The organism is Microbacterium oxydans, from assembly GCF_000956525.1.
Classification (GTDB): Bacteria; Actinomycetota; Actinomycetes; order Actinomycetales; family Microbacteriaceae; genus Microbacterium; species Microbacterium oxydans_A.
On the sequence record NZ_JYIW01000026.1, the window covers coordinates 1,000,189 to 1,014,610 of the forward strand.

A 14,422-nucleotide genomic window follows, 5' to 3' on the forward strand; every position below is an offset into this window, starting at 1 on the left:
TCTGCGAAGGCCGACTTCAGATGAGCTCGGCGACCAGGGCTCGGATGCGGACGCGGATCTCATCACGGATCAGACGGACGGCATCGATCCCCTGACCCGCAGGGTCATCGAGCGTCCAGTCCTCGTAGCGCTTGCCGGGGAAGAACGGGCACGCGTCCCCGCATCCCATCGTGATGACGACGTCAGAGGCCTGCACAGCCTCTGGCGTGAGCACCTTGGGCTGCTCGCCGGTGATGTCGATGCCGAGTTCGGCCATCGCAGCCACGGCGGTCGGATTGATCTGATCCGCCGGCGTGGACCCGGCTGAGCGGACCTCGATGCGGTCGCCTGCGATGTCTCGGAGGAAACCGGCGGCCATCTGGGAGCGCCCGGCGTTGTGCACGCACACGAAGAGCACGGAAGGCGTGGCGGTCGTCACGGTCATGGTCTCCGGTCTCGGTGTGCAGGAAAGAGCGGGTTTCGACGCGAATGGGCGCCCCACCGGGACGCCCATTCGACTCAGCTCATGCGAGGATCACTTCCCCGCTGCGGCCTCCAGCGCCAGGAGCTTCTCGACGGCCGCGGTGAGGCGCTTGTCGGCCTCCGCGAACTTCGTGAGGTCTCCCGAGGTCAGCGCGGTCTGACGGTCCAGCAGCGCCTGCTGCGCGGCCGCCAGCGCGTCTGCCTGCTCGTCGGTCGGCGTCGCCGGTGTGGTCGGCGTCTCGCCGGCATTCGGATCCGCGTTGGGATCCGTGGCGGGGTCCGTCGGCTCGACATCGTCATCACCGGCGGTCGCACCGGAGTCACCGCCGAACAGGGCGTCGAGCGCCTCGGTCAGCGTGTTCTCGAAGGCGACGCGATCACCGAACGCGACCAGCACCTTCTGCAGACGCGGCAGCTGCGTGCCCTCCGACGACTGCACGTAGAGGGGCTGCACATACAGCAGACCGCCACCCACTGGCAACGTCAGCAGGTTGCCGTAGAGCACTTCCGACTCACCCTGCTGCAGCAGGTTCAGCTGCGGCACCACGGACGTGTCCGAGTTGTACGTGTTCTGCACCTGACCCGGTCCAGGAACCGTCGTCTCGGTGTCGATCTCGAGCATCCGCAACTGACCGTATCCGTCAGCCTTCACGCCCTTCTCGGAGCCGGCGTCGGAGTCCACCGCGAGGTAGCCCATCAGCACGTCTCGGCTTCCGCCAGCGCCCTGCGAGTTCGGGATGAACGTGGAGAACATCGAGAACCGCGGCTCGTCCTGTCCTGGCATCTGCATCGTCAGGTAGTACGGCGGCTGCAGCTGCGAATCGCTGCGAGGGTCGTTCGGCGTCTGCCAGCGGTTGTCCTGCTGCGCGAACGAACCGGCCTTGTCGACGTGGTAGATGCCGAGGATGTCGCGCTGGACCTTGAAGAGATCGGTCGGGTAGCGGACGTGGCTCATGAGCTCGCCGGACATCTCGCTGATCGGCTTCACGGTCGACGGGTAGACCTTCTGCCAGGTCTTGAGGATCGGGTCCTCGGCGTCCCAGGCGTAGAGCGTCACCGAACCGTCGTACGCATCGACGGTCGCCTTGACCGAGTTGCGGATGTAGTTGATGTCGTCGATCGCCAGCGTCGGCGACGGGATGTTCGAGTCCGCGATCGCGTCCGACAGGCTCACGCTCGTCGAGTACGGGTACGTCGAACTCGTCGTGTAGCCGTCGACGATCCACACGATGCGGCCGTCGACCACGCTGGGGTACGGGTCGCTGTCGAGCTCGAGGTACGGCGCGACCTTCTGCACACGTGTCGTGGGGTCGCGGTCGTAGAGGATCTGCGACTTGTCGTTCACGAGGTTCGAGAACAGGATCTGCTCGGACTGGAACTTCAGCGCGTAGAGCAGCTTCGTGAAGGTGTTCCCGATCGCGGGCCCGCCGTCACCGTCGAAGGTCGTCTTCGTCTCGGTCGAGCCGTCCTTGCCACGCGGGTAGTCGATCTCAGCCGGGTCGGAACCCTCAGGCGCACCGACGATCGAGTACTCAGGCGAGTTCTCGCCGAAGTAGACGCGCGGTTCGAAGTTCTCGCGGTCCGTCAGGAAGCCGGAGGACGGGATGCCGCGCTCGAGGAAGACGGGCTCGCCATCGGTCGTGCGCTGGTTGCCGGCCGCGGCGACGAGGCCGTAGCCGTGCGTGTAGACAGCCACACGGTTGTTCCAGTTGTCGCCGTCGCCGAGTCCCGACATGTCGAGATCGCGCACCGACACCACGGTGTCCTGCATGGCGCCGTCGATCTCGTAGCGGTCGACGTCCATCGTGGTCTGGAACTGGTAGTAGCCGCGGTACTGCTCGAGCTGACGGACGGTCGGCGGGATGACCTTCGGGTCCATGATGCGGATCGACGCGGTCGTCTCGGCGTCCTCGCGGAGCTGACCGGCCTCTGCGTCGGTCTCGGCCTCGAAGGCCGTGGTCTCCAGATCGGCGACGCCGTACGCCTCCTTGGTCCCGTCGATGTTCCGCTGGTAGAACTCGGCCTGATAGGCGTTCTGGTTCGGCTTCACCTGGAAGGTGGTGACCACCCACGGGTAGCCGACGCCGACGACGAGCGAGGCGACGATGAGCAGCGCGGTCGCGGCGAGCGGGAAGCGCCAGCGGCCGATAACGGCGGTGACGAAGAACAGCACGGCGACGAGTGCGGCGATGATCGCCAGGATCGCGAGACCGGGAATCGTCGCGTTCACTCCGGTGTAGGCCGCACCCGTGATGCGGTCATCGGGGGCGACGAGCGTCTTGTACCGGTCGAGCCAGAGGCTCGCAGCCTGCACCAGCAGGTAGAGACCGGCGATGATCGCGAGCTGGATGCGCGCGGACTTCGAGATGCGCAGTTCCCCCTGCCCGACGCGCACCGCCCCGTACAGGTACGACACCAGCGCCGTGACGAGCAGGCTCAGCAGCAGCACGGCCGAGACGAACGCGAGCAGCATCGAGTAGAACGGCATCGCGAACATGTAGAAGCCGGTGTCGATGCCGAACTGCGGGTCGACCGTGGAGGTCGCAACACCGTTGGCCCAGAGCCACACGGTCTTCCAGTTGCCTGCAGCGGCGAAGCCGGCGAACAGGCCGAAGAAGATCGGCATGCCCCACATCGCCAGACGGCGAAGGGGCTCGATGACCTCCTGGTAGCGGTCGAGCTGCGAGCTGAGGCGCACGTAGACGGGCCGCAGGCGGTAGGCCAGCTGGATCACCACGAACAACGGAACCGCCATGGCGAGGAAGCCGACGACGAACATCACCGCCGTCGCGATCCACTGCGTCGTGAGCACCTCGGTGAAACCGACCTGGTCGAACCAGAGGAATTCGGTGTACAGCGATGCGAAGACGAAGAACGCCGCGATCAACGCGGCGATGATCACCAATGAGATGCCGAGAATACGTCGGGACGTTCGAGGCGTGGCCGGGTTCTGAGCTGAGGTCGAGGTCACTCCCCCATCCTAGGCATGCCTCACTGGGTGGGGGCTGTCATCCCGGTCACGGGGAGGTCACGACGCGGTGCACGCCGGGAGCTTCGCGACGTCTCCGCCGTCCGCGATCACCGAGAGCGCATCGAGCGACTCCTCGAGGGTCGAGGTCCGGATCACCTGCAGCCCGTCCGGCACGTGGCCGACGACCTCGTCGCAGTTCGACGCGGGAGCGAGGAAGTACTCGGCCCCGGCATCCCTGGCGCCGTAGAGCTTCTGACGGATGCCGCCGATGGGCCCGACCGTGCCGTCGGCCTCGATCGTGCCGGTCCCGGCCACGTTCTCGCCCCCGTTGAGCTCGCCCTCGGTGAGGCGATCGACGATCCCGAGCGCGAACATCATGCCCGCACTCGGCCCGCCGACGTTGTCGAGCTGGATGTCGACGTCGATCGGGAAGTCGTAGTCGGTGCGCAGCGTGATGCCGATCACCCAGGTGGTGACGTCTCCATCGGTGCGCTTCTCGGGCGTGACCGTGACCTGCTGCTCCTCGCCTCCCCGTTGCACCGTGAGCTCGATGGGCTCGCCCCCGGCATCCTGGATCGTCTGGCGCAGCTGCTTGGCCGACTCGACCGTGGCGCCGTCGATCCCGGTGATCACGTCGTCGGGCTCGAGCACGCCGGCCGCGGGGGTGTCGTCGACCGCATCGACGACGACCACCTCGGCACCCGTGTCGTAGCCGAGTTCGTTCAACGCTGCCGCGGTGGCCTCGTGCTGCGAGTCGACCATCAACGTGGCATTGCGCTCATCGCGCTGCTCGCTCGTCACGCCCTCGGGGAACACCGAATCCAGCGGAACGACGGCGCGCGAGGAGTCCGTCCAGGCCAGCGCCAGCTCGAACCAGCTCGGCGTGCGCTCCCGGTTGCCGACGACCTGGACGGTCGTGAGGTCGAGCGTGCCAGCGGTGTCGAACGTCTCGGCGCCCTTGATGCTGATCAGCGGCACCTGCTCCCCGTCTTCGCCGGCGGCGGTGCCGAGCGTGTCGTAGACCGGCCCCGGGCGCTGGATCACATACGGCGTCGGGAGGAACGTCAGCACCACGAGGGCGGCGAGCGCGACGATCAGCGCCCAGACTCCCAGTCCGGGCTTCATGGACCGCGTTCGTTCCACAGCATTCCTCCGTCGTTCGCGAGCGGCGTACAGCGATTCGCCCGCGCCGGGGTCACTCGCAGAATCCTGTGACTAGCGTAGATGCCACGGCTATAGGCGTGCTGAGAGGGCGATCGACATGGCAGACAACGACCCCACCCCCGAGGACTTCCAGGAGTTCCTGCGACGGATGCTGTCCGGGCAGGGCGGTGACATCGATCCCGAGGCGCTGCGCGGAGCCTTCGAAGGCATGGAGGGCATGCAGTTCGACCCCGCCATGATGCAGACAATCATGTCGCAGCTGCAGGGCGCGTTCGGCGGCGACCCGTGGGAGAACGCGCTGCGTCAGGCACTCCACATCGCCAACCGCGAAGGACAGGGCATCTCCGACGGTTCACGCACGTCGTTGGTCGACTCGTTCGCGCTCGCGAACCTGTGGCTCGGCGAGGCGACGACGATCTCAGAGCTCTCCGAGACGCCGACCGCCATGACCCGCGGCGAGTGGGTCGAGAAGACGCTCCCGGTGTGGAAGGAGATCGCGGGTCCCGTCTCGACCAGCATCGCCGACGCGCTGACCAGCGCGCTCGACACCCAGGTACCCGAAGACATGCGCAGCGTGGTGCAGGGCGCAGGCAAGCTCATGCGCGGCCTCGGCGGCTCGGTCTTCGCCGCGCAGTTCGGCCAGGTGCTCGGCAACCTCTCGCTCGAGGTGGTCTCCGGCGGCGACGTCGGCATCCCCGTGCTGCCCGCCGGTACCGCAGCGGTGATCCCGCAGAACCTCACGGCGTTCGGCGAGGGGCTCGAGATCCCCGAGGATCAGATCGCCCTGTACCTCGCCACTCGCGAGCTCGCCTACGCCCGCCTGTACCGCCACGCCAAGTGGCTGCACCTGCACGTGATGGCGCAGATCACCGACTTCGCCCGCGGGGTCACGGTCGACGTCGACGCGCTGGAAGACGTCGCGAGCCGCCTCGACCCCTCGAACCCGGAAGAGCTGCGGGCCGCGATCGAAGGCGGAGCCCTACTGCCGGCGCAGACCGACGCACAGCGAGAGTCGCTCGCACGCCTGGAGAACGTGATCGCCACGATCGACGGCTGGGTCGACGTCGTCACCGCGGAGGCCACCTCGCGCCTGCCCGACGGGTCCCGCATCGCAGAGGCTGCTCGTCGCCGTCGCGCGGTCGGCGGCCCCGCAGAGGACGCGCTCGGCGCGCTCGTCGGCCTCAAACTGCGTCCGCGCCGCATCCGCGAGGCATCCGCGATGTGGAAGACGGTGACGGATGAGGTCGGCATCGCCAGACGCGACTCGCTGTGGGACTACCCCGATCTCATGCCGTCCGCGGAGGACATCGACGACCCGACCGCGCTCGTCGCCAGACTGCAGGCGACTGCGCGCGGCGAGCAGCCCGTCGCCGACGAGTTCGATGAGGCGCTGGCACGACTGCTCGACGGCGACGACTTCTCCGAGGACCGGCCGGCCGGCGAGACGCCGGGGGAAGCACCCGGCGGGGACGGCGAGCAGGGCGATCGTCCTGATGGAGAACGCCCGGTCTGAGATCAGGGCCCGCGCCACTCCTCCTCCCCAGCAGGGAGGAGGAGTGGAGTTCTCCACGGATACGTCGTAGGGCCCGTTCCGAGCTGGCGACGTCCTCAGAATCGAGAGATGTCTCCGCGCTCCTCGACGACCCTCACCCGCCTGGATCCGGGGCTGCCGTTGCTCTGGCGTGATGAGCGCACGATCCAGATCGGCGCGATCGACGGCGAACGCATCGACGCCGACGACGGATGGGTCGAGCTGCTGCTGAGCCGCATGCGCGTCGGCTTCCGCCGCGCCGCCTTCGACGTGATCGCGCACGGCGTCGGAGCGCCGCGGGACGAGGCCAGGGCGCTGCTCGCGCGGCTCGAGCCGATGCTGGTCGACGATCCACCACCGCCACCGGCCGCCTGGATAGAGAGCCTCAACGTCGTCGACGGGCGAGTGGACCACCGGATTCGCGAGGCTCTCGAGGACGAAGGCGTGCTCGCCGGCGAGCGGGGCAGACCGGGGCACGTCGGCGTCGTCCTCCTGCAGGGCGCCGCAGCCGCGCTGCAGCTGGCCGGCTATCTGCGCGACGATCTCTCGCACCTCCCCGTGTCGTTCGAGCGATCACGGGTGACGGTCGGCCCGCTGGTGATCCCGGGCGAGACACCGTGCCTGAGCTGCCGCGACGGCCAGGAGCGCGATCGGGATGCCGCGTGGCCGCGACTGCATGCGCAGCTGATCGCCAGGGACCCCGGACCGATCAGCGCCGCGCAGGTCGCCGAGGCCGCCACGATCGCTGCAAGGATCCTGCACGCGCCCGGGTCGCCCGACGACGAGTCGATCGTGGGGATCAGCGCGAACGGTTCCCGCGAGTGGCGCCGGGTGAGGTTTCACGAAGGATGCCGGTGCCGCGTGCCGTCGTCCCCATCTCTGCCAGGAACCGGGACGGCGCCCGCTCCCCTCGTCCCGCCGACCGCGACCACGTCAGGGCAAGCGTTCGCGCAGCCCGCGTGACGCCGACGTAGGCCAGGCGGCGCTCTTCATCGATCGATTCGAAGGTCGTCGCATAGGAGATCGGGAGCGCGCCCTCAGCCCAGCCGGCGAGGTGCACGTGCGGCCACTCCAGGCCCTTCGCGGCGTGCAGCGTCGAGAGCGTCACGGTGCGCATCGTCGGTTCGTGCTGGTCCTTGGCCCTGGCCATGAGCGCATCGCTGAAGCCCCGGAGGGTGGCATCGGGTCCGGCATCCTCAGCGAGCCGCAGGATCGCTCGGCGCGCCTCCCACCCGTCGCGCTGGGCACCTCCGGCCGCCGGCGGCTCGTCGGTGAGCCCGAGCTCGCGCAGCACGCGCTGCACACCCGGGAGGAAGCCCTGTTCGGTCGGAGCGACGGCCGCCGCCCGGAGCGCGAGAATCGCCTGTCGCACCTCCGGCATGTTGAAGAAGCGGGTGCCGCCGAGCACGGAGGTCGCGATGCCCTCGGCGGCGAGCGCCTGCTGCAGCACCGCGGATTGCGCATGGGCGCGGTAGAGCACCGCGATGTCGGCCGGAGATGCGCCGCCCGCGATGCGTGCCGAGATCGCGCTCGCGATCCCCGCGGCCTCCTCCGCCTCGGTGTCGTAGGCGGTGACCGTCGGCGGATCGGCCGAGAACTGCTCTCGTGCCGGGACGAGCTCGAGCGCGCCAGGGCGGCCGTGCATGAGGGCGTTCGCGGCGGTCAGGATCGGCGCCTGCGAGCGGTAGTTGGTCTCGAGGCGAACGACCGTCGCATCGGGGAAACGTCGTTCGAACTCGAGGAGGTAGCGCTGCTCGGCGCCCGCGAACGAGTAGATCGTCTGGCTGGCATCGCCGACGACGCAGATGTCGCGACGATCCCCCAGCCACAGTTCGAGCAGACGGTTCTGCAGCGGGGAGACGTCCTGGAACTCGTCGACGGTGAAGTGCCGGTACTGCTCGTGCACCGATGCCGACACGCGGGGCTCCGCTTCGAGCATCCCTGCGCACGCCAGCAGCACGTCCTCGAAGTCGAGTTGGTGCCGCTCGTCCTTGAGTGCTTCGTACCCGCGCTGGAGCTCGACCAGCTGGGTGGCGTCGACGCCGCTGACCGTGCGTCCGAGCTCGGCGTGCTTGTCGATCGAGATCATCGACACCTTGCGCCACTCGATCTCGGAAGCGATGTCACGGAGCGTCGCGGTGCTGCGCCGCAGCCGCAATCCGTCGGCGACCTGTCCGAGCATCCGCACCTTGTTGTCGATGATCGACGGCGCAGGAGACCCGGCCAGAGTCGGCCAGAAGAAGTTCAGCTGTGCGAGGGCCGCCGCGTGGAAGGTGCGCGCGGCGACGCCCTCGACGCCGAGCGCTCGCAGACGGCCGCGGAGCTCGCCCGCCGCCTTCGCGGTGAACGTGACGGCCATGACGCGCGCGGGTGAGTATGCGCCGGTGTCGACGCCGTGGGCGATGCGATGCGTGATCACACGGGTCTTGCCGGTCCCTGCACCGGCCAATACCGCGACGGGTCCGCGGAGCACGGATGCCGCCTGCCGTTGCGTGTCGTCGAGGGCGTCGAGCGCGCTCACACCCGACCCTCGTGCCAATCGACGATCAGGGCGCGCGCGATGGAGGCAGGGCCGGGCAGTCCGACCGGGCCGTCTCCGGCGAGCGCTGTGCTGATCTCGTCGCGGGTGAACCAGCGAACGTCGATGATCTCCTCGCCATCGGGGCGCGCCGTCGCTTCATCCTCGACGACGGCTCGGAAGCCGACCATGAGCGAACGGGGGAACGGCCAGGCCTGGGACGAGAGGTAACGCAAGGAGGCGAGCGTCACGCCGGACTCCTCCTCGATCTCCCGGTGCACGGTGGACTCGAGGGACTCCCCCGCCTCGACGAAGCCGGCGAAGCACGAGTACATGCGGCCGCCCCAGTTCGCGTTCGCACCGAGCAGCAGCCGCTCGCCGTCTGCGCTCTCGACCGCGACGATGACGGCCGGGTCGGTCCTCGGGAAGTGATCCCGCTCGCACACCAGGCAGCGCCGTGACCATGCCGCCTGTCGGAGCTCAGTGGCTCCTCCGCACCGCGGGCAGAAGGCGGCGTCGCGCAGCCACCCCGCCACGGCGATCGCGGCGATGAGCCGCTCGGTCTCGGCTGGGTCGATGCGTCCGCCCAGATCACGCAGACCGAGCCAGATCTCATCCGGAGTCGAATCGACCGTTGCCGGCTCAGCAGGCAACGATGCGAGTAGCAGCACGGTGCCGTCGACATCGCGTCCGAGCAGCGCCCAGTCCGCCTCGACGATGTCGTCAGGTGAGACCCGCAGCATGGCGGAATCGACGACTCTGACCCGCCCGTCACGGACCGCGATCACCCGGGTCTTCGGGTCTGCGCGCAGTCGATCCAGCACCCCCGGCTCCTCACGGAGCTCGGCGGCACGGTCGAGAGATGAACGCTGATCAGTCATCGACTCCCTCTCTCACGGGCGTGGCGGAGGCGGGACCGCCCCTGAGCCGACCTACCCTGAGGGTATGGGACGCTCTCCATTCACTCTAGCCGCGGCTGTGACGGCCGCACTGCCCGGAGCGGAGGTCACCGGCGCTCGCACCCTGACCGCTGATGCCGACGGTCGTTTCGACTCCGCTGTCGCCTCGCTGGCCGATGGCCGTGAGCTCGCGATCCGCATCGCGGACGACGACGAGACCGCACGAGAGCTGGCCGCCGAGGCCATCGCCCTGCGCGCGCTCACCGCCGGCGCCCGCGCCATGCTGCCCTTCAAGGCACCCGAGTACATCGGCGAGACCAGGGTCGGCGACGGACGCGCGCTCGTGACCGAGCTGCTGCCCGGATTCCAGATCGAGGCGGCGAACGTGCCGGGAGGCCGCGGCGCCGCAGAATCGATGGGCACGGCGATCGCGGCGGTCCACGGGCTGCCGACCTCGGTCGTGCGCGGAGCCGGACTCGCCACGCGATCCGCAGAGGAGAGCCGCGACGAGCTCGCCCGCCTGATCGACACCGCCGCCGCCACCGGGCGTGTCCCCGCCCGTCTCACCGTGCGCTGGCGCGATGCCGTCGCCGATGACGATCTCTGGCGGTTCGAGTCCACCGTGATCCTGGGCGGTGTGCAGGCGACATCGTTCCTCTTCGACGACGACCCAGAGCGCGGACCCGAGGTCACCGGCCTCCTCGATTGGCACGGCCTCTCGGTCGGCGATCCCGCACTGGATCTCGCCTGGCTGTCGACGGCTCCGGATGCCGCTGCAGACGTGCACGCGTCGTACGCGCGTTCGCTCGACCGAGTGCCTGATGCCGCGCTCGACCAGCGCGCGCGGCTGCTCGCCGAGCTCGAATTCGCCCGATGGCTCGTGCACGGCGACGCGATGCGCCGCCCTGACATCGTGGACGACGCCGCAGCCCTCCTCACCGCACTCGCCGAAGGGCTGCATTCCGACGACCTCAGCGTCATCGCGACCCGGTCGGATGGGGTCGACTCGGCGATGGATGCCCTCGGCCGGGTACCGGAGTCGGCCGCCGCGACGATCGACACCTCGATGCAGACCGACGCATACAACCCGGACGAGCTGTGGATCGACGTGCCAGAGGAGCAGGGCGAGGAATCGTCGGCTCCCTCCAGCTCGACGCCGGATGCCGCCACGCACGATGTCACCGCCGACGTCGATGCTGCCCGCCGGGCCAGCATGCTCAACGTCGAGACCGAGGACCTGTCCGGTGTCTCCGGACTGTTCAGCGGCACCGGCGGACCGGCAGGCGTCCGCGACTCGCAGCCGCGTGCGGCCGAGCCGCAGGCTGAGAGCGACGACACGGAGGACTCCGCCGACGAGGCTCAGCGAGCGGCCCGCGCGGCGCTCCAACGCTGGAAGAGCTCCTCCTCCGAGTAGACCCGGTCTCCGCGGATCACGAGGTCGTCGGCGACGTAATACAGGGCGACGTCGATCTCCTCCAGCGGCACCTCGAAACGCCGGTGGTACGCGAGACGGTACAGCGCGAGCTGCAACATCCGATCCTCACGCTCCTGCGCGGTCCTCGGAGCCTTGCCCGTCTTCCAGTCGACGATCTCGATGCGCCCGCCCCGATCCTCGCGGCGGTAGACGGCGTCGAGCTTGCAGATCACGATGTGCTCGCCGCTGCGATCGGCGAGACCCGAGCCGAGGGCGAAGTCGATCTCGATCTCGACCGCGATGGGTGTGCGCGTTCCCCATTCGCTGCGCTCGAAGGTGCGCTGCAGCGCGGCGAGGTCCTGCTCGTCCGCCGAGGTCGCCGATGGGTCCGTGACGAATACGGCATCCGATGGCTCGTCGGCATCGAGCTCCCAGAGCGCCTCATCGACACGCATGCCGGTGCCGACGAGGTCGGAGCGCTGCTCCACCCAGGCGTGGAAGAGCGTGCCCAGCCGTGTCTGCCGGTACGGACGCTCCGGCATCGGTCGCACGATGGACGACAGCGTGCCCGAGAAGTCGGTGACGTAGTCCTTGAACCGAGAAGCGGGGACTCTGGTCGGCGGAGCGGCGTCGGCGCCGCGGAGCCGGGCGGCCCGCTCTGCCAACAGGCGGCGCAGCTCGGGCGATGGCTCGAGTGCATCCGAGCGCGCCGCTGCGGCCTCGAAGGACTCAGCAGCGCGCAGGACCGACTCGCGGCGGGCCCCCAACGGGTCGAGGGGCCACGTCAGCGTCGTGCCAGGTCCGTCATAGGGATTCTCGTCTGGATCGACCGCGACGATGTCGTCGAGGGCGAGCACATCGATCGCCTCGACCAGGAACGGGCTCGGCGAGCGCGGTGCCTTCTGTCCTGCCCAATGCGATCCGCTGAGCAGCAGATCGGTTCGAGCGCGGGTGATCGCGACGTATGCGAGGCGCCGCTCCTCCTGCTGCTGATACTGCCGGTAGGCGTCTTTGAACCGCCGCAGCGCGCCGCCCTGGGGATTCGCCTTGGTCACCCCGCCCGACAGCGACGACTGCGCGAGCGCCTGCCGCTTCTTCGGGTCGCTCTCGTCGCCCATCGCGTCGACGGGGTCCCACTGGAAGGTCGGGAGCGCATCGCGGTCGCCACGGAGCGCGAACGGCACGACCCCGAACCCGAACCAGCCGGAAGTGTCGGACACCCGACCCGGCAGCTCGTCGACCACCAGCCGCACCACGGCGACCGCATCCCACTCGAGTCCCTTGGAACCGTGAATCGTCAGCAGCTGCACCACGCCGGGCTCAGGCGGCTCCGGCCGCGGCATCAGCTCATCGGTGCTCTCGGCCTTGTCGAGCCACGCGAGGAGACTGCCGATCGTGCCACGTTCGTCGGCAGACAGGAACGCGCGCACCTCGTCGGAGAATGCACGCAGCTGCGTCGCCGCGACCCGCGCAGGGCCCCTGGTCTCGTTGGATGCCAGCTCGATGTCGAGGCGCAGCTCCAGCTCGATGAGGCGGATGAGTTCGGGGATGGGCTGCGAGGCGGCACGGCGCAGCCGTTCGAGCATCTCACCCGCCGCCCGGATGCGTCGGCGCCCGTCCGGCGTGATCCCCTCGAGCAGTCGGTAGTCGTCGCGGACGGCGCGCACCACGTCGACCGCATCCACGATCGAGACGGCCTCGTCAGCGCCACGGGATGAGCGAAGACGCACCCGCACCTCCTCCGGCAGCGGCATCATCGAGGTGTCGCGTTCGGCGAGCGTGCGTCCGAGGTCGTAGAGCGCGGCCATGTCAGCGACGCCGACCCCGAAGCGGGGTCCGGTCAGCAGGCGGATCAGCGCCGACCCGGCAGTCGGATCATGCACGACTCGCAGCACGGACACGACATCGACGACCTCCGGTGTGGCGAGGAGGCCACCGAGTCCGAGGATCCGATGCGGGATGCCGCGAGCGGCGAGCGCCGCCGCGAAGGTCTGCATGTGCCGCTTCGACCGGAACAGGAGCGCGCCGGTATGTGGCCGGGTCGTACCGGGAGCCGCATCGTGCTCGGCACGTCGCTCGAGGAACCACTCGGCGACCTCGTCTGCCTCGTCGTCGACGGTGAAGGGATACCTGATCTCGACCGCGCCCTCCCCTGCGCCCGGACGAGGATCCAGCGGCGGCACGTCGAGGCCCGGCCGCTGCAGCGGTTCGAGCACGCGGTTCGCGATGTCGAGGATGCGGCTGTCGTTGCGCCAGCTCGTCATCAGGCTGTAGGTCTGCGCAGAGCCCTCGCGGGCGAATGCCCCCGAGAACGCATACAGGTTGTCGGCGCTCGCGCCACGCCAGCCGTAGATCGACTGATGCGGGTCGCCGACCGCCATCACGGCCGTGTCGTGGAACAGTTCGGCGAGGAACCGGGTCTGGATGACCGAGGTGTCCTGGTACTCGTCGAGCAGCACGACGCGATGCTGCTCCCGCAGCTCCGCCCGCACATCGGGCGCCGACTCGACGATGTCGTACGCACCGCCGACCTGGTCGGCGAAGTCGAGCACGCCGCGGCGTTCCTTCTCCCGCATGTACTCGCGCACGAGCTGTGTGATCGTCGGCAGCCCCAGCAGATTCGTCGCCGCCTTCTCGACATCGGCGTTGCCTCGGTACGGCTCGAATGCTCTCGCCTGCTCCAGCGCGATCCGCTCGGCGAGATCGAGGTCGACGCGGTGATCGAGTGCGTCGCCCGCGAGCCGCTGGACGGCGTCGATCACGGTGCCGAGCGCGTAGTCGATGCTCTCGAGCTCCGGGAGGTCCGACCGCAGCACGACCTCACGCGCGAGCATCCAGGAGGCCGCCTGGCTGAGCATCGCGACATCGGGATCACGCCCGATGCGTGCCGCGTGCTCGCGGACGATGCCGTCGGCGAACGCGTTGTACGTCGAGACGCGGGGTCGGATCATCATCTCCTCCGCCGCCCGCGGCGTCGTCGGGTCCCATCCGGTCGCGTGGATGACGGCGAGCTCGTCGAGCACGTGCGAGCGCACGAGTTCACGCTGGCGTCCCGGTGCTGCATCATCGATGCGGCGCAATGCGCCGGACCGCACGATCTCGGGCAGGACCGGCAGCAGCCCGCGCCTGCCGTATTCGTCGATCACGGCCAGCCGTGCACCGATGCGCTCGGCGAGCTCCCCCGCCGCTTTGCGCGTGAAGGTGAGGCCGAGGATCTCGTCCCGGCGCACATGGCCGTTCGCCACGAGCCACACGACGCGTCCCGACATGGTCTCGGTCTTCCCGCTGCCGGCACCGGCCACCACCAGCGCGGGCGTCGGCGGCGCCTCGATCACGCGTTGCTGGGCCGGAGTCGGCGACGGCTGACCGAGTGCGGCGGACACATCGGTCGCGGATATCCCGAAGGATCCAGGCCATCCGATCGTGCTCGCATCCGTCATGGTCACCTTCGTCGGTCCGAGGT

At 69.2% G+C, this 14,422-nt stretch carries 8 protein-coding genes; 2 read left to right on the plus strand and 6 right to left on the minus strand.

The genetic code is table 11. The features are described from left to right. Positions 1 to 16: 16 nt before the first annotated feature. The 3 genes from RS83_RS17425 to RS83_RS17435 all read right to left on the minus strand — a co-directional run bounded on the left by RS83_RS17425 (position 17) and on the right by RS83_RS17435 (position 4,558). Positions 17 to 424 (minus strand): arsenate reductase ArsC, encoded by a 408-nt coding sequence (locus RS83_RS17425; protein WP_045280688.1) that lies wholly within the window; start codon positions 422 to 424, stop codon positions 17 to 19. Between the two features lie 90 nt (positions 425 to 514). Then, entirely contained in the window at positions 515 to 3,433 is a 2,919-nt protein-coding gene (locus tag RS83_RS17430) for a UPF0182 family protein (RefSeq protein ID WP_045280689.1), read from the minus strand. A 57-nt stretch (positions 3,434 to 3,490) separates the two neighbouring features. Continuing rightward, on the minus strand, positions 3,491 to 4,558 hold the full coding sequence (locus RS83_RS17435; RefSeq protein ID WP_045280690.1) for a PDZ domain-containing protein: 1,068 nt from the start codon (positions 4,556 to 4,558) through the stop codon (positions 3,491 to 3,493). 136 nt (positions 4,559 to 4,694) lie between these two features. On the opposite strand from RS83_RS17435, the gene RS83_RS17440 reads away from it, so the two are divergent. Further along, a complete protein-coding gene (locus tag RS83_RS17440) occupies positions 4,695 to 6,110 on the plus strand; it encodes a zinc-dependent metalloprotease (RefSeq protein WP_045280691.1) in 1,416 nt (471 codons plus the stop codon). 817 nt (positions 6,111 to 6,927) lie between these two features. Here RS83_RS17440 and RS83_RS17445 read toward each other — a convergent pair. Both RS83_RS17445 and nudC read right to left on the minus strand, forming a co-directional pair. Next, positions 6,928 to 8,649, minus strand: coding sequence for an ATP-dependent helicase (locus RS83_RS17445; RefSeq protein ID WP_045280692.1), 1,722 nt, complete (start codon positions 8,647 to 8,649; stop codon positions 6,928 to 6,930). Beyond that, positions 8,646 to 9,527, minus strand: a complete 882-nt coding sequence (nudC, locus tag RS83_RS17450; protein WP_045280693.1) for an NAD(+) diphosphatase — start codon at positions 9,525 to 9,527, stop codon at positions 8,646 to 8,648. Before nudC ends, RS83_RS17445 begins: the two co-directional genes overlap by 4 nt. Positions 9,528 to 9,591: 64 nt before the next feature. On the opposite strand from nudC, the gene RS83_RS17455 reads away from it, so the two are divergent. After that, positions 9,592 to 10,959: a phosphotransferase gene (locus RS83_RS17455; RefSeq protein ID WP_045280694.1), complete on the plus strand. Its 1,368-nt coding sequence runs from the start codon at positions 9,592 to 9,594 to the stop codon at positions 10,957 to 10,959. On the opposite strand, the gene RS83_RS17460 is transcribed toward RS83_RS17455, so the two are convergent. Next, positions 10,905 to 14,399, minus strand: a complete 3,495-nt coding sequence (locus RS83_RS17460) for an ATP-dependent DNA helicase (RefSeq protein WP_045280952.1) — start codon at positions 14,397 to 14,399, stop codon at positions 10,905 to 10,907. The genes RS83_RS17455 and RS83_RS17460 overlap by 55 nt on opposite strands. Positions 14,400 to 14,422 lie beyond the last annotated feature (23 nt).

Coding starts and splice junctions, on each gene's coding strand:
- RS83_RS17425 (WP_045280688.1), bottom strand. CDS start 424: ATGACCGTGACGACCGCCACGCCTTCCGTGCTCTTCGTGTGCGTGCAC.
- RS83_RS17435 (WP_045280690.1), bottom strand. CDS start 4,558: ATGAAGCCCGGACTGGGAGTCTGGGCGCTGATCGTCGCGCTCGCCGCC.
- RS83_RS17440 (WP_045280691.1), top strand. CDS start 4,695: ATGGCAGACAACGACCCCACCCCCGAGGACTTCCAGGAGTTCCTGCGA.
- nudC (WP_045280693.1), bottom strand. CDS start 9,527: ATGACTGATCAGCGTTCATCTCTCGACCGTGCCGCCGAGCTCCGTGAG.
- RS83_RS17455 (WP_045280694.1), top strand. CDS start 9,592: ATGGGACGCTCTCCATTCACTCTAGCCGCGGCTGTGACGGCCGCACTG.
- RS83_RS17460 (WP_045280952.1), bottom strand. CDS start 14,399: ATGACGGATGCGAGCACGATCGGATGGCCTGGATCCTTCGGGATATCC.